The sequence below is a fragment of the Paraburkholderia sp. BCC1876 genome (genome assembly GCF_902833695.1).
Lineage (GTDB): Bacteria > Pseudomonadota > Gammaproteobacteria > Burkholderiales > Burkholderiaceae > Paraburkholderia.
On sequence record NZ_CADFGI010000001.1, the window covers coordinates 29,382 to 46,139 of the forward strand.

Annotated in this window: 9 protein-coding genes; 6 read left to right on the forward strand and 3 right to left on the reverse strand. The window is 64.5% G+C overall.

The annotated features are described in order from the left end of the window. Positions 1–92 precede the first annotated feature (92 nt). From HWY05_RS00110 to HWY05_RS00120, 3 genes are read right to left on the reverse strand one after another with little or no spacing between them, the layout of a single operon-like run. Positions 93–746 (reverse strand): ABC transporter ATP-binding protein, encoded by a 654-nt coding sequence (locus HWY05_RS00110; RefSeq protein ID WP_176057006.1) that lies wholly within the window; start codon positions 744–746, stop codon positions 93–95. Next, a complete protein-coding gene (locus tag HWY05_RS00115) occupies positions 743–1,492 on the reverse strand; it encodes an ABC transporter permease (protein WP_176057743.1) in 750 nt (249 codons plus the stop codon). Before HWY05_RS00115 ends, HWY05_RS00110 begins: the two co-directional genes overlap by 4 nt. A gap of 56 nt (positions 1,493–1,548) precedes the next feature. Then, a complete protein-coding gene (locus HWY05_RS00120) occupies positions 1,549–2,703 on the reverse strand; it encodes a hypothetical protein (RefSeq protein ID WP_176057744.1) in 1,155 nt (384 codons plus the stop codon). A gap of 465 nt (positions 2,704–3,168) precedes the next feature. Between HWY05_RS00120 and HWY05_RS00125 the strand changes: the two genes are divergently transcribed. From HWY05_RS00125 to HWY05_RS00150, 6 genes are read left to right on the forward strand one after another with little or no spacing between them, the layout of a single operon-like run. Beyond that, positions 3,169–4,377 (forward strand): capsular biosynthesis protein, encoded by a 1,209-nt coding sequence (locus HWY05_RS00125; protein WP_176057007.1) that lies wholly within the window; start codon positions 3,169–3,171, stop codon positions 4,375–4,377. Beyond that, a complete protein-coding gene (locus tag HWY05_RS00130) occupies positions 4,370–5,155 on the forward strand; it encodes an SDR family NAD(P)-dependent oxidoreductase (RefSeq protein ID WP_176057008.1) in 786 nt (261 codons plus the stop codon). The genes HWY05_RS00125 and HWY05_RS00130 overlap by 8 nt, the downstream gene beginning before the upstream one ends. Beyond that, the gene (locus HWY05_RS00135) at positions 5,156–6,691 is read left to right on the forward strand and encodes an LTA synthase family protein (protein ID WP_176057009.1); all 1,536 of its coding nucleotides are present in this window, start codon (positions 5,156–5,158) and stop codon (positions 6,689–6,691) included. Then, the gene (locus HWY05_RS00140) at positions 6,688–14,406 is read left to right on the forward strand and encodes a type I polyketide synthase (protein WP_176057010.1); all 7,719 of its coding nucleotides are present in this window, start codon (positions 6,688–6,690) and stop codon (positions 14,404–14,406) included. Before HWY05_RS00135 ends, HWY05_RS00140 begins: the two co-directional genes overlap by 4 nt. Then, positions 14,406–15,320 carry a UDP-3-O-acyl N-acetylglycosamine deacetylase gene (locus tag HWY05_RS00145; RefSeq protein WP_176057011.1) on the forward strand — a complete coding sequence of 305 codons (915 nt, stop codon included), beginning with the start codon at positions 14,406–14,408 and terminating at the stop codon, positions 15,318–15,320. Before HWY05_RS00140 ends, HWY05_RS00145 begins: the two co-directional genes overlap by 1 nt. Positions 15,321–15,374: 54 nt before the next feature. Further along, on the forward strand, positions 15,375–16,712 hold the full coding sequence (locus HWY05_RS00150; RefSeq protein ID WP_176057012.1) for an aminotransferase class I/II-fold pyridoxal phosphate-dependent enzyme: 1,338 nt from the start codon (positions 15,375–15,377) through the stop codon (positions 16,710–16,712). Positions 16,713–16,758 lie beyond the last annotated feature (46 nt).

Below are 16,758 nucleotides of genomic sequence, written 5' to 3' on the forward strand. Positions count from 1 at the left end.
AGAGTAATGGCCTGGCCTTGACCCCAACCGGCAGTAACGGAGCGGGTCAACCCGGGTGTGGTGTCGGTTGCGAGTCTGACCGCAAGGCGTGGTCAGTTCACGCTTTCCTGATAGAAGCTATAAGCCTCGTCGATCTGTTCGAATGCGTGCAATTTGCCCTGCACGAGCACGGCTGCGCGATCGCAATGTTCCCGGATATATCCTGGGTCGTGGCTCACAATAATCAACGCCCGATCCTTGCGCCGCTCGAACAGTTCGTGGTGACATTTCGCGTGAAAGCGGCTATCCCCGACGGCAACAATCTCATCGATCAAAAAACAATCAAATTCGATCGCCATGGAAATGGCAAATGCCAGCCGCGCCCGCATGCCGGCGGAATAGCTTTTAACGGGTTCGCGTAAGTAGTAACCGAGTTCGGAGAATTCCTGGACAAAGGGTTCCGCCGCCTTGGCGTTCGCGCCGTACACCCGGCAGATGAAGCGGAGGTTGTCCATCCCGGTCAGGCTACCCTGGAAGGCGCCACCGAACGCGAGTGGCCAGGACACGCTCATATCGCGGCGAATCTTGCCGAGAGTCGGCAATTCTGCGCCACTTATCATGCGTATCATCGTCGACTTGCCGGCGCCGTTTCTGCCCAGAATGCCGATTTTTTCTCCGCGGTTGACTCGAAGGTCGATGCTATCGAGTACGCGGCGTTGTCCTTGCCGGGTGTGATAGTCCTTGCAGAGCTTCTTGAGTTCAATCATTCTGGTTCTACTCTCAGACTGGCTTCCCTCACCAGAAACAGGCCGATCAACCAGAGGATCATATCGGTGGTGATCATGTACGCCACGTTGTAGTGAGGTTTGACCAGAGAGCCAAAGTACCCGCCGCGTAGCATTTCCGTGCCGTGAACCATCGGCAGGATCATGATGATCTTCTGGAAATTTTCAGGCAGCCAACTCACCATAAACACGGCGCCCGACAAAGGAAACAGAAGGTACGCAATGGTGTGCCAGATGCGGTCAGCGGTTTCGCTGCGTTCGCTCAACGCACCGATAATGAACCCGAGCCCGCTACCGAAGGCGGCCAGATGAATCCAGCCGCCCAACACCAGCGTCAGATCTTGTGGTGGAGCCATGAAGCCGGTCACGACAAAGAAAACGGTCAGAAACGTGAAAGACATGGTTGCTCCGGATATCTCCAGAAGCAGGCGCGCCATAAACAGATCGATTACGCGGACATTTCGATGGTAGAGCAGGGCCTGATTCGGTTCGATGGCCAGCGCGCAACGGTTTGCGCAGTTGCGCCACATCAGCACGGACGAATATCCGGTGATCGCAAACGCGGTAACGGGCAGAGTCGAGCCGTGGGTTGCTTTGGTTGCGGTCCAGAGAGTCAGGACCCCCAACGTAAACATCATCGGCTCAAAGAAAATCCACAGAAAGCCGACGTTGTGCCGGCCATACCGCGTGAGAATTTCCCGCATCAGTAGTGCGCCGACAACGCGCATCTGAATCTGCAGGGATCTGAAAAGAGGAGTGTCGTGATGCACCGTCTGCTACTCCGTCAATCGTGGTGTTCGCGCACGCCGGCAAGCAATAGACTCAGTACACCCCAGGCAATCATGCCTAGTGCGAACACCTCAAAGATTGACTTTAGCCGTTTGGGCTCGATTGCCACGTCCGGTGTATTCGGCTGCACAAGCCGTTCCAGATAAAGCTGTTTTCGTTGGGCTTCGGCGCGCGCATTTTCCAACGCGGCCATGGTCGACGCCAGTTGCTTGTCGGCGAACTGGGAGTCGAGTTGCAGGCGCGCGTACGCCGCCGCTTTGTTGGACAGTGAATTCTTTCCGCCCGTCACGCCACCTGTCGCTGACTCAATCTGCTTCTGCAGTGTCTCTATGCTGGTCTTGAGCACCGGAATCTGTGGGTTTTGCGGGGCGATCGATTGGAGTTGCAGTAACTGCGTCTGTGCTGCAAACATCTGCGTCTGGAGTGCCGCGACCTGTTGCAACTGAAGTGCGGACTGCTTTTCAGGATCGAACACGGTATAAGAATCGCGATAGGTAGCAAGTGCCGCCGCGGCGTCTTTTGCCTTGCTCGCCGCCGCGTCGACCTGATGCTGCGCAAATTCGACGGTATCGGTCGCTGCGCGTTCGTTCATTCGATTGACGAGCCGTTCGCTCATTTCAAGCAGCGTCTCATTGATCTTCGCTGCGTCTGCAGCGGTATAGCTGCGAATCTGAAGCGTCGTAATCGCCGATGTCGAATCGAAATCCACCGAGACGATGTGCTTGCCGTAGTACTTCCACAACGCTTCGAAGCTGTCATCCAGCTTGCGTGAAAAATGACTCAGAACGTCGCCATGATTGCCGTATGCGGCAGCGATGTAGTCGTTCTGGTTCAATTCTTTAAGTGCATCTCGCGATTGAATATAGTCAATCACGGGATAGGTATCGTCCTGCGCTCGCGAGAACCCCGTACCTTGCAACAGCGCCCCCACCACGCTCGTCTGACCCTGCCGTTGCGCACTGCGCACCACAAACCGCGACTCCGACACATAAACATCCGAAGCAACCAGCCCGAAATACACAATGGCAATCGTGGTCGGCACGACGACTGTCAATGCAAAAATGCGGTTGACGCCCTTGATACGTTCGACCAGCCCTTTCTTTTTCCCCGAAGGCGGCAGCGCCTCGTTGTTGCTAGATACTGTTTCCAACGTCTTATCCAAACTGAATAGTTCTTCCAATCCCCTTGCTGCCTGAAAGGTATAGCAAAGAGAAGGGCGGGAGCGCCCACAAAAAATCTGCAACTCAATACGAGCGCAAACGTTTTGCGTGAGCCAATGCGAATCCTTACGCGATGTCTTCGCGCGATTGCAAACGCGCGAAATGCGCGCAAAGCATTACATGAAACATCACTAACGTACGCCTTCTCGACAGAGCAGGGGCGGCCGATTATAGCCATGCGCCCTGTGCCGCGCCATCCCACCTTCTTATCCTTCCAACAAATTTCCTATTTTTTCTTACCCTTACTTATGTTTTATGCCGTAATGAGGTATTCTCCGAAGCTTGCTTAAGACCGGCAAGCCACTATTCAAACGATTCCGAGGTTTTCAAGGGAAAGTCACGTCGGTACGGCGTTCTTTTTCTCTCTCGCTCGGGCCGCTTTTCGACGTACTTACATGCACCGCTCCTTTCTCGCCCTGCAAGGCACGGCTTCTCCGTTCTTTAGCCGACTTGCGGTTGCATTGCGCGAGCGCGGCCATGCGGTTCGAAGAATTAATTTTTGTGGCGGCGATCTGGTGTACGCCGGAAATGGCGATGCACAAAATTTCAGCGGACAGGCGAGCGACTTAAGCGACTGGTATGTCAATCAAGTGAAATGCAACAGCTTTACCGACGTCTTAATGTTCGGTGACTGCCGCGACATTCACCGTCAAATGCATCCCATTGCACAAGCCAACGGGTTGCGCGTCCACGTTTTCGAAGAAGGTTATGTCCGCCCGCATTGGCTGACGCTGGAAAAGCACGGCGTCAATGGTCGTTCGCAATTGCCGCGCGACCCCGCCTGGTATCGCGATCAGCGCCGGGTGACGCCACCGGGTCCGCCCGGTCAACCGACCGGCTATAACCTCTACGAACGCGCATTCCACGATATCCGCTATCGCGGCGCGAACACCTTTTTCGCCACGCGCTTTCCGCATTACCGCAGCCACCGTCCGAGAAATGGCTTCTTCGAGTACTCCGGGCTGGCTGCCCGCGCATTGCGTCAACGCCAGCATCATCGCGATTCCGACCAGGTCACGCGCGAGTTGCTGGACGCCGGCCGCGCGTATTACATCTTCCCGCTGCAATTGAATTCGGACGCACAGATAGTGGTGCATTCACCGTTCGACAGCGTGCGCGAAGCCATTGCCAAAGTACTCACTTCGTTTGCCAGTCACGCGCCGGCCGACAGTTGGCTCGTGATCAAGAACCATCCGCTCGACACCGGCCTGATCGATTATCGTCGTCACGCCGAGCAACTCGCGCGTGAACTCGGTATGGCCGAGCGCCTGCGTTTCATCGACGCCGGCCATCTGCCGACGCTGCTCGATCACGCACGCGGCGCTGTCGTGGTGAACAGCACGGTGGGGTTGTCGGCGCTGCATCACCGCCGTCCTTTGATCGCGTTGGGCACCGCCATTTACGGCATGCCAGGCCTCACCTGGCAGGGCTCGCTGGACGATTTCTGGCTGCACGCCGAAGCGCCGGACATGCATCTGTACCAGGCCTTTCTGGACTACGTGGTGCACCACACCCAGATCAACGGCGACTTCTACACGCGCAGCGGTATCGCCATGGCGACGGCCGGCGCGGTACGGCGACTCGAGGCGGCCACGCATGCGTAACAGCGCGCCACGCCACGTCGTCATTACCGGCGCGAGCGCGGGGCTTGGCCGCGCGCTCGCGCATGCGTATGCGGCGCCCGGCGTGGTGCTGGGTCTGATCGGCCGCGATGCCGACCGACTCGACGCTGTAGCGGAAATTTGTCGCGCGCAAGGCGCGCAAGTCGACACCGGCCTGATCGACGTACGCGACGGCGCGGCGATGCAAACATGGCTCGACCAGTTCGACGACCGTCATCCGATCGATCTGCTGATCGCCAATGCGGGCGCGGCGAGCACGCTCGCGTCGGCTCAGGATTGGGAAGGGCTGGCGCGCACGGCGGCGATCGTCGACACCAATTTCTACGGCGCGATCCACGCGGCGCTGCCGGTCATTGCCCGCATGCGGCCGCGCAAGAGCGGCCAGATCGCGCTCATCAGCTCGATCGCCGCGCTGCGCGGCATGGCGATTTCACCCGCGTATTGCGCCAGCAAATCGGCGATCAAAGCGTATGGCGACTCGGTCCGCCCGATCCTCGCGCGCGACGGCGTACGCATGTCGATCGTCTTGCCCGGCTTCGTGAAGACGGCCATGAGCGATGTCTTCCCCGGCGACAAGCCGTTCCTCTGGTCGGCGGAAAAAGCCGCGACGCACATTCAGCGCAAATTGCAGAACGGCCGCGCCGAAATAGCATTTCCTGGTCTGCTGGCGTTCGGCATGCGTCTTCTGCCGTTGCTGCCCGCGGTCGTGGCCGACGCGATTCTCGGCGGCCTGTCGTACCTGCCACGCGAGGAGCGCTGATTGCAAGCGACGCTCGCGCTCAACCTCATCGCCGCCGCCGGTCTCGCGCTTCTGCCCGAAGCGATCGCGTTGCCGCGCGCGTCGTTGCGCCGTTCGCCGGTTTCGTTCGCGCTGCATATCGCTGCTATCGCATTGATTTACTCGTGCCTGCTGCTGATCACCGGTCGCGTGCACTTCTCGGCGTTCGTCGCGATTGCGCTGGTCGCGTTGCTGGCCGGTGTGAGCAATGCGAAATACGCGTCGCTGCAGGAGCCATTCGTTTTTACGGATCTGAGTCTGTTCAGCCAGTTGTTCTCGCATCCGCGGCTCTATCTGCCGTTTCTCAGCGTGGCGACGGTGGCGGCGATCGTGATCGGCGTCGCGGGGGTGGTCGTGGGCTTCATCGCGGAGACGCCGCTTGCGCAACGTCCGGTCGGCGCGCTCGCGTTGCTGGCCTGCGTCAGCCTTGCCGTGGCCTATCTGTGCGCCGCGCGTTTACCGCTCGCGCTGAACCCGGTCGACGACCAGAAGCGCCATGGTTTCTTCGCGGTGTTCGTCGCGTATCTGCTGAATGGTATGCAGCCTTCCACCGCGCGTCGGTTGCAGGACGCGTTGGCCGCGGGTCCGTTCGCGAGCGGCGCGCCGCAATCGGCGCCCGACGTGATCCTGATCCAGAGCGAGTCGTTTTTCGACGCGCGCCGTCTGGCGCCGTCGATCGATCGCGCGATCCTGAAGCACTTCGACCGCGCGCGTCGCGAGTCGGTCCAGCATGGCGATCTGACGGTGCCCGCGTGGGGCGCCAATACCATGCGCACGGAGTTCGCGGTGCTGACCGGCGTCGATCAGCAGCAACTGGGCTACGCGCGTTTTTATCCGTACGCCTTCGTGCGCCGCGCCTGCGCATCGCTGGCTTCGTGGTTCAAGCGTGGCGGTTATAAAACGCTGGTGATTCACCCGTACTACGCGGATTTTTTCGGGCGCGACCGGGCTTTCAAACATCTGCAGATCGACCGTTTTATCGACATCAAGGCCTTCGCCGATGCGCCGCGCGCCGGTCCGTATGTGTCGGACATGGCGGTCGCGGAGTCGATCGTCGCCGCGCTCGACGAGCCGCGCAACCAACCCGCCTTCATCTTTTCGATGACGATGGAGAACCACGGCCCGTTGCATCTGGAGCGTGTCGAGGCCGGCGAGGGCGCCGCCTTCCACGCTTTAGGCGACGACCCGCGCTGGCGCGACCTGACCGCTTATCTGCGCCACCTCGCCAATGCCGACGCGATGCTCGGCCACCTGATCGCCGCATTACGCGCGCGGCGGCGCGAGACGGTGCTGTGTTTTTACGGCGATCACGTGCCGGCGTTGCCGCACGTGTTCGTCGATCTCGGGTACGAACCGTCCCGCAGCGATTACTTCATCTGGCGCAATTACGGCGACGCGCCCGCTATCCGGAAAGATTTGTGCGCCGAGCAGCTCGGGCCCGCTCTCGTTCGATCGCTCGAACCGGTGAGGCCTCGTGGCAAGCCGGCGCGCACGCTGTACCCAACAACTGAACAATGACGAAACAGATTGCAATTGTGGGGATGGCTTGCCGTTTCCCCGGCCATGTAGAGAGCCCGGAAGACTTCTGGGCGCTGCTGCGCGACGAAAAAGACGCGGTCACTCAGGTGCCGCCCGACCGCTTCGGCACGGAGTTCTATCAGCATCCGTCGAAGCGCGAAGCGGGTAAGAGCTATACGTTCTCGGCCGGCGTGCTCGACGACGTCGCGGGTTTCGACGCGGCGTTCTTCGGCATTTCGCCGCGCGAGGCGCAGCAGATGGATCCGCAGCAACGGCTGCTGCTCGAACTCGCGTGGGAAACCTTCGAGGACGCGGGCGTGCGTCCGCGCGAGATGGAGGGCAGCAACTGCGCGGTGTATATCGGCGTGGCGAGTCCGGACTACGGCAACCGTTTCGTCGACGATCTGAACGCGGTCGATCCGTATTCGGCGACCGGCAACACGCTCAGCATTGCGTCGAACCGTCTGTCGTATCTGTTCGATCTGCGCGGGCCGAGCGTGTCGGTGGATACGGCGTGCTCGTCGTCGCTGGTCGCCTTGCATCAGGCGTGTCAGGCATTGCAATCCGGCGATGCCGAGATGGCGCTTGCCGGTGGCGTGAATCTGCTGCTGCATCCGTTCGGTTTCGTGACGTTCTCGAAGGCCTCGATGCTGTCGCCGCGCGGTCGTTGCCGCGCGTTCGACGCGACCGGCGACGGCTACGTGCGTTCGGAAGGCGGCGCGCTGGTGATGCTCAAAACGCTCGACCGCGCGCTAGCCGACGGCGACACGATTCACGCGGTGATCGCCGGTTCGGGCGTCAACTCGGACGGCTACTCGCAAGGCGGCATCAGCGTGCCGGGCGCGGCCACCCAGGCGGCGCTGCTGCGCACGGTGTACGACCGCGCGGGCGTCGATCCGCGTTCGCTCGCGTATGTCGAAGCGCACGGCACGGGCACGGCGGTCGGCGATCCGATCGAAGCGCGTGCGCTGATGGAAGTGGCGTCGGCGGGGCGTGAGGTGGACCGTCCGCTGTTGATCGGCTCGGTGAAGACCAACGTGGGCCACCTGGAAACCGCGTCGGGCATGGCGGGCCTGATGAAGGCGATTCTGTGCCTGAAGCATCGCGCGGTGCCGAAGACGCTGCATTTCGAAACGCCTAATCCGGCGATCGATTTTGTCGGCGGTCGCCTGCGCGTGGTGGATCGTCTGACGCCGCTGCGTAGCGACGGGCAGCCGCTGGTGATCGGCGTCAACTCGTTCGGCTTCGGCGGGACGAATGCGCACGTCGTGCTGAAAGAAGCGCCGGGCGCTGTCGCTACGGCGCAAGCGGCTAGCGACACGCACAACGAAACCGGCAACGACATCGCGCCGTTGCCGCTCATCCTCTCGGCGCGCTCGGCCGCCGCGCTGCCGGCACTCGCTGAGCGCTATCTGGCCGCGCTGGAGAACGGCACGTCGTGGAACACGCTCGCATCGAACGCGGCGCATCGTCGGCAATGGCTCAAGTACCGCGCGGTGATCGCGCCGGCCACGTCAGACGAAGCACGCGCGGCACTCGGCGCGCTAATCGCGCCGACGCCGGATCAGACGACGTCGGCACTCGTGCAAGGCGACACACCCGGCGACGACACACGTCTCGCACTCGTGTTTTCCGGCAACGGTTCGCAGTGGGCCGGCATGGGCAAGCAGTTGCTCGAGCAGGAGCCCGTATTCAGCGCCGCGCTCGACGAACTCGACGCATTGTGGTGCGCCGACGGCAGCCCGTCGCTGGTCGCCGCGTTGCGTGAAGGCGTGAGCGCCACGCTGCTGGAAGCCACCGAACACGCGCAGCCGTTGCTGTTCGCGCTGCAGGTCGGCGTGGTGCGCGTGATCGAAGCGCGCGGCGTCGGCTTCGACGTGTGCCTTGGCCACAGCGTCGGCGAAGTCGCCGCCGCGTGGGCCTCGGGCGCGCTGACGCTGGCGCAGGCTGTTCACGTGATCAAGATCCGCAGCCGGGCTCAAGCCGCCACGCGCGGCACGGGCCGCATGGCCGCCGCCGGTCTCGGCGAAACCGCCATGCGCGCGCTGCTCGCGCAACTCGGCGTCGATGCCGATGTGGAAGTGGCGGGCGTGAACAGCCCGCAAGCGGTGACGCTGGCCGGTCCGTTGGACGCATTGCAACGGGTCGAAGCGGCAGTGAAGGAAAGCGGCCGCTTCTTCCAGATGCTGGATCTCGACTACGCGTTCCACAGCCGCCAGATGAATCCGATCGAGCCGGGCGTGCTGCAAGGCCTCGCCGATCTGACGCCGGGCGTGGCGACACGCCGTTTCGTTTCGACGGTGACGGGTGCCGAACTCGCGGGCACGGAGCTCGACGCGCATTACTGGTGGCGCAATATCCGCGAGCCGGTGCGTTTCGGCGACGCCGTCGCGCAGGTCGCGCAAACCGGCGTGCGCCTGTTCCTCGAAGTCGGCCCGCACTCGATCCTGCGCACGTATGTGACGCAAACGCTCGACGACGTCCGCGTCAGCGGCCGCTCGCTGGCCACGCTCAAGCGCCATCACGACAGCGCGCGGATGCTGCAACAGGCGATCCACGCGACGATCGCGAACGGCGCGCGCGTCGACGCGCAACGCTTCGCGCCGATGGGCGCGCGCGTGGCGCTGCCGTCGTATCCGTGGCAGCACGAACGCTACTGGCTCGGCCCGACCGCCGAAGCCTACAACCTGGTTAACCGGCGCCGCGAACATCCGCTGCTCGGCTACCGTCTGCACGAGCATGCGCTCGCGTGGGAAAACCAGCTCGATCCGGCCGGTTTGCCGATGCTCGCCGATCATGTGGTGGACGGCGGCGTGGCGTTTCCGGGGGCGGGTTACGTCGAGATGGCGCTGGCCGCCGCGCGCGTGCATTTCGGCACCGCGAGCTGCGCGGTGGAGAACCTCGAAATCCGTTTGCCGGTGGTGTTCCAGCCGCAGCATTCGAAGCTGTTCCGTTTCACCGTCGACGTTCGCACCGCGAGCTTCACGATCGAAACACGCGACCGCATGTCCGACGAAGCGTGGTCGCTCAACGTCACCGGGCGTCTGCTCGCGAGCGGTTGCGCGCTGAGCGACGATGCCGCGACGAGCCGCCTGCCGGCCGCCACGCTGACCGATCTGTTCGCCCGGCCGGCCATGTCCGGCGCCACGCTGTACGACAACACCACGGCGATCGGCCTGACGTACGGCCCGGCGTTCCAATGGGTCCGCTCGGTGCAGGTCGACGCCGACGCCGACATTGCGCTCGCGGAAGTAGACGTGCCGGCGGTGCTCGCGCAAGCGCCGGCTGACCTCGACGCTTATGCGTTGCATCCGGCCTTGATGGATAGCGGTTTTCATCCGCTGTTCGCGTTGCTCGCGGCGGCGGATCAAAGCGGTCTCGACCATGCGGCGTACGTGCCGGTGCAACTCGGCCGCATCGACTATCTGCGCGGCGACGCGATCCGCTATGTGCTCGCGCGGATCGAGCGGCGCAGTCCGCACTCGGTGGTGGCATCGTTCGAATTCGCCGACGCGCAAGGCGCGATCGTCGCGCGGCTCGGGGCCTGCCGGTTCCGCCGCGTCGATCTGAAGGGCCGCCGTCAGCAGGCGCCCGCACGCTACACCTATATCGTCGAAGCCAAACCGCTCGCTGCCGATGTCGACGCGCACACGCTGCCTGAACCGGCCGCGTTGCTCGTCGATGCCGCCGCCGCGCTGGCCGGCCGCGAAGATCAGTCGCGCCGCCATGTGCACCTGACCGAAATGCTGCCGCTGCTCGACGTGCTGGCCGGCGCCTACGCGCTGCAGGCACTCGACGCGCTGAAGGTGTTCGACCACGCGGCGCTGCCGGACTGCGCGCATCCCACGTTGCTCGCACGGCTCGCGCAGATCGCCGTGGAAGACGGTCTCGCGACGCGCGACGGCGCCCGTCTCGTGCGCGACGACGCGGCCTGCGCGAACCTGCCGGGCATCGACGAACTGTGGCGCGAGCTGATCGCGCAATCGCCGGCGCACGTGGCGGAGTTGACGCTGCTCGCGCATTGCGGCGCGGCGCTGCCGGCCGTTTTGCGCGGCGACGTGAGCGGCGCGCAAATTTTGCCGCCGTCGCGCAGCAGCCTGGTCGAGCATTTCTTCGAAGCCTCGCCGACATGGACCCATGTCAACGCACTGGCCGGCGAGTGCCTGCATCGCGCGATCGAAGGCTGGAGCGAGCCGCGCCGTCTGCGCGTGCTCGAACTGGATTCGCCGTCGAGCGACGTGCTGCAACCGCTGGCAATTCACGTGCCGGTGTCGCGCTGCGATTACACGATCGCGGGCACGCATGAACAATTGAGCGGCTTCGACGCGAGCGGGCATCCGTCGGTGCATATCGCCACCATCGAGTTCGGCGAGACACCGCGTCTGTCCGGCATCGAGGCGGGCGCGCGCTACGACCTCGTCGTCGCGAGCCATGTGCTGGCGGCCCAGACCGAGCCGCGCGCGTTGCTCGCCGCGCTGCGCGGCTGGCTTGCGCCGGGCGCGCTGGTGGTCGTCACGGAGCCGCGCAACAGCCGCTTCGCCGACATCGTGTTCGATCTCGACGCGGAGGCCGCACATGCGAACGCGCGCCGGGCGGCCTGGTTGTCGCCGCAAGCGTTGACGAAGCAGCTCGAAGCGGCCGGCTTCGAACAGGTCACGCGACATGCCGAACAACATCTGGATCTGGAAGGCGCGCCGACGCTGATCGTGGCGCGCGAACCGCGAGCGGCCTCGCGCGCCGCCGATGCAGGCAACGTTGCAACGCAGGCGACGCAGGCTCAACCGACGCATTGGTCCTTGCTGTACGCAGCGGATAGCGGTGATAGCGCGTCTGGCGCTGGTAGCGACACTAGCGACACACTGGCCGCCGCACTGCAAGCCGCTGGCCATTCGACGTCGACGACTATCTTGCACACGTTGCGTCACGACATGAGCAAACTGGCCGCACCGGCCGGGCACGTTCATCACGTGGTGTTCATCGCACCGGATCACAGCCTGTCCGCAAACGCGGACGGCGCCGACGTGATGCTCGCGCAGCAGCAGACCACGCTCGCGCTGGCGCAACTGGTGCGCGATCTCACCGCGGTCGCCGGCATCATGCAGCCGCAACTGTGGATCGTCACGCGCGGCGGCGCGCCGCTCGCGGCGCCGTTCGCGGACGCCGCCACGCTGCGTCCCGAGCAGGCGGCGATGTGGGGTTTGGGCCGCGTGCTGGCCAACGAACATCCGGAACTGTCGTCGCGTCTTGTCGACGTTTGCACCGGATGCCGCGACGCGGGCGCGCTGCTGGCGCGTGAACTGCTCGCCGCCGACGGCGAAGAAGAAGTGTTGCTGACGCCGCATGGCCGCTACGTGCCGCGCATGTTGCCGGCCGCGACCGCCGCGTTGCGCGACAAGGACGCTGCGCCGCTGCGCGCGCAGAACGAAGCCGCGGTGCTGGGTTTCGCGTCGCCGGGTTCGTTGCGCAACCTCGAATGGTTCGGTTTGCCGCAGCGCGAACTCGCGCCGGACGAAGTCGAAATCGAACCGGTCGCCACCGGCCTGAATTTCCGCGACGTGATGTACGCCATGGGCCTGTTGTCGGATGAAGCGGTCGAAAACGGCTTTGCGGGCGCGACGATCGGCATGGAGTTGTCCGGCCGCGTGGCGCGCGTGGGACGCGACGTCGCGCGTTTCGCGCCGGGCGACGCGGTGCTCGGTTTCGCGCCCGCGTCGTTCGCGAGCCATGTGTGGACCAAGGCCGAGGCCATCGCGCACAAACCCGCGCGCCTCACGTTCGAAGAAGCGGCCACGGTGCCGACCACTTTCTTCACCGCGTACTACGCGCTGTGCGAGCTGGCGCGTTTGCGTCGCGGCGAGCGCGTGCTGGTGCACGGCGCGGCGGGCGGCGTGGGGATCGCGGCGATTCAACTGGCGCGTCATCTCGGCGCGGAAGTGTTCGCGACGGCGGGCAGCCGCGAGAAGCGCGAATTCGTGCGCCTGCTCGGTGCGGATCACGTGTTCGATTCGCGCAGCCTTGCTTTCGCCGATGAAATTCGGGAACGCACGCAAGGCGCGGGCATCGATATCGTGCTGAATTCGCTGGCGGGTGAGGCGATGGTGCGCAGCATCGACACGCTGCGTCCGTTTGGCCGTTTTCTCGAACTCGGCAAGCGCGATTTTTATGAAAACAGCCGGATCGGGCTGCGTCCGTTCCGCAACAACATCAGCTATTTCGGCATCGACGCGGATCAATTGATGAGCGCGTTGCCGGGCCTGACCGCGCGTCTGTTCGACGAGGTCATGCAACTGTTCGCGGATGGCGTGCTGCATCCGCTGCCGTATCGCGCGTTTCCGGCCGAACGGGTCGAGGAAGCGTTCCGGCATATGCAGCAGGCGCGGCAGATCGGCAAGATTCTCGTGACCTATCCGGCGGGCACGCCGAGCCCCGCACGCGCGAGCTCGACGGCGGCGGCGTTGCAACTCGATCCGGCGGCGGCGTATCTGATCGTCGGCGGTACGGGCGGTCTCGGTTTCGCCACGGCACGCTGGATGATGTCGCGCGGCGCGCGCCATCTGACGCTGGCCAGCCGTTCCGGCTCGCTGACGCCGGAGTTCGCCGAAGAAGCCGCGCGCTGGCGTAACGAAAACGGCACCCAGGTGCATGCCGCCGCGTGCGACGTCACCGACGCCGCCGCGCTCGACCTGCTGCTCGCGGATATCGGTCGGCGCGGCACGCCGCTCAAAGGCGTGCTGCATTCGGCGATGGTGATCGACGACGGCCTCGTGCGCAATCTCGACGACGCGCGTTTCGCCGCCGTGCTCGCGCCGAAGCTGGCCGGTGCGTGGAATCTGCACCAGGCCACTCGCGACGCGGCGCTCGATTTCTTCGTGGTCTATTCATCGGCGACGACCTTCCTCGGCAATCCGGGGCAGTCGAGCTACGTGGCGGCCAACAGCTTCCTCGAAGCATTGATCGTGCAACGTCGCGCGGCCGGTCTGGCGGGCACGTATATGGCCTGGGGGCCGCTCGACGACGTCGGTTTCCTCGCACGCAATGCGGAGACGCGCGAAGCGTTGCAGGCGCGCATTGGCGGTTTGTCGATCACGTCGACGGAAGCGCTGCATGCGCTCGAACGTGCGCTGGTCGACCTCAACGCGGGCGAAGCGGTGGTGCGGCTCGACTGGCAGGCGCTGTCGCTCGGCATGCCGGCGGCGCGCGCGCGCCGTTACACCGAGTTGCACGCGCGCGGCAGTCACGAGCCGGCGCGCCAGGGCGGCGCGCAGATGCGCGATCAGATCGCCGGGCTGCCGTTCGCGGACGCGCTGCATCTGGTCGAGGAAACCTTGCAGGCGCAGATCGCGCGAATCCTGCATATGTCGCCGGAAAAAATCGAAACCGGCCGCTCGATCCTCGATATGGGCATGGATTCGCTGATGGGCATGGAACTGGGCATGGCGGTGGAAGAGAGCTTCCAGGTCAAGCTCTCGATCATGACGATGGCCGAAGGCGCGACCGTACATTCGCTCGCGCAACGCATCGTCGAGTCGATCCAGACTCAGGACGAGACGGCGGATAACGGCGTCGCGGCGCAGGTGGCGGCGGTCGCCGCGCAACATGCGCTCGACGTCGGCGCGCATGCGCTGGCCGATGTCGCGGATGCCATGTCGGCGCAAGCCGGCGCGTTGTCCGCATCCACGTCCGCGCCGTCCGGCGTCACGACGGAGCTCGTCTGATGCGCGCGCCGGTCGGCTGGAGCGACCGCGAAGGCACGCTTGCCCGCGAGCTGACGTTGAGCGGTCACGGCCTGCATACCGGCCGTCGCGTGAACGTGCGGATCCTGCCGGGCAACGCCGACAGTCCGCGCGGCATTGTGTTCCGCCGCGTGCAGGACGGCCGCACGCTCGCGGAACTGCCGGTGAGTCCGACGTTGCGGCGCGGCCAGCCGCTCTGCACGATGCTCGAATCGAGCGATGGTGTGCGGGTGCGTACCGTCGAGCATCTGCTCGCGTCGCTGCTGACCTGCGAAATCGATCGCGCGACGGTGGAGCTGGATGCCGAAGAAGTGCCCATTCTCGACGGCAGCGCGCAGCCGTGGATCGACGCGATCCGCGCGTGCGGCCGGATCGGTTTGCCGCACGCCAAGCGCTTCATTCGCGTGCTGCGCCCAGTGAGGATCGCCGACGGCGCGGGCACCCGCGACGAACGCAGCATCTCGATCGAACCGTCGACGCACTATGAAATGACCGTGCGCAACGACCTGAAGGGCTTCGGCGAACTGCGCTGGGACGGCGCGCTGACGCCCGCGAGTTTCGCCGAGCAGATCGCGCCGTCGCGTTCGTATGGCCGCGTCAAATGGGCGATTCCCGCGATTCTCGCCGGCTACGTGCGCGGCATGCCGATTCTGCGCGGCGCGCGTTTGTCGTGCACCGCCGCGATTGTCGGCAACCGCGTAGTGGGCGGCATGCGCGTGCCCGACGAATTCGTGCGGCACCGCGTGCTGGACCTGGTCGGCGATATGGCCATGGCCGGCGCGCCGTTGCTCGGTCGCGTGAATGCGCTGCGGCCGAGTCACGAAATGAATTACCGGCTGGTTGCCGAACTGCTCGCCACGCCGGATGCGTGGGAGTGGGCCGAATTCACGGCTTGAACATTACCAGCGCACCGCGTGCGGGGTGGCTGTTTACGAGGTTATCGGGACACTATGGGATTGGGCGACAACATCCGCCAGCAACTCGCCGCGAAGGCGTTGATGCGGCAACTGGAACGCGTCTCCGAAGAAGCGCAGACGCCGGGCGCGCCGTTGGCCGCAGTCGGCCCGCGCGCGGCGCAGGCCGCCTCGCGCGCCGCAATGTGCAGCTTCGAGACGATGCCCGGTTATCAGCAGGTCGAGATCTTGCGGCAGATGGGCGAAAAGTTGCAGGTGCAGTCGCCGTTCTTCCGCGTGCACGACGGCATTGCGGGCGCGACCACGCGGATTGGCGGCGCCGAGTATCTGAACTACGCGAACTACAACTACCTGGGCCTGGCCGGCGATCCGCAGGTGTCGGCGCGCGCCAAGGAAGCGATCGACCGTTACGGCACCTCGGCGTCCGCGAGCCGGATGGTGGCGGGCGAACGGCCGGTGCAGCGCGAACTGGAAACGGCGCTCGCATCGTTCTATGAAGTCGACGATTGCGTCGTGTTCGTGAGCGGCCACGCGACCAACGTGACGGTGATCGGCTCGCTGTTCGGACCCGGCGATCTGATCGTGCACGATTCGCTCGCGCATAACAGCATCGTGCAGGGCGCGCAGTTGAGCGGCGCGAAACGCCTGAGCTTCGCGCACAACGACTGGCAGGCGCTCGACGCGCTGCTCGCGCGCGTGCGCCACGACTACCGGCGTGTGCTGATCGCGATCGAAGGGCTGTACAGCATGGACGGCGATATTCCCGATCTGGCGCAGTTCGTCGATATCAAGCGGCGCCATGCAGCGTTCCTGATGGTCGACGAAGCGCACTCGCTCGGCGTGCTCGGCGAGCGCGGCCTGGGCGTGCGCGAACAGTGCAGCGTGGCGAGTGCTGACGTCGATATCTGGATGGGCACGCTCAGCAAAACGCTGGCGGGTTGCGGCGGTTTTATCGCCGGCTCGCAGGCGTTGATCGACATCTTGCGGCATCTGGCGCCGGGCTTTCTGTACAGCGTGGGTCTCGCGCCGTCGCTCGCGGCGGCTTCACTGGCCGCGCTGGAACGTCTCGTTGCCGAACCGGAGCGGGTGGCGCAATTGCGCGCGCGCGGCCGGCAGTTTCTCGACGAAGCGCGCGCGGCAGGACTCGACACCGGCAAGAGCGCGGGCTACGCGGTCGTGCCGATCATCACCGGCAGCACCTTGAAAGCCGCGCAATGGGCCAACGCGATGTTCGCCGACGGCATCAACGTGCAGCCGATTTTCTATCCGGCCGTCGAAGAAAAGGCGGCACGTCTGCGGTTTTTCATCTGCTCGACGCACGAGCCCGAGCAGATCAGCCGAACCATCGCGGCGCTCAAGCGCCTGCCTCGCTAGAGAGAAGCCATTCCGCCATGCACGCCGTACAAGCCGACCGTCCCGA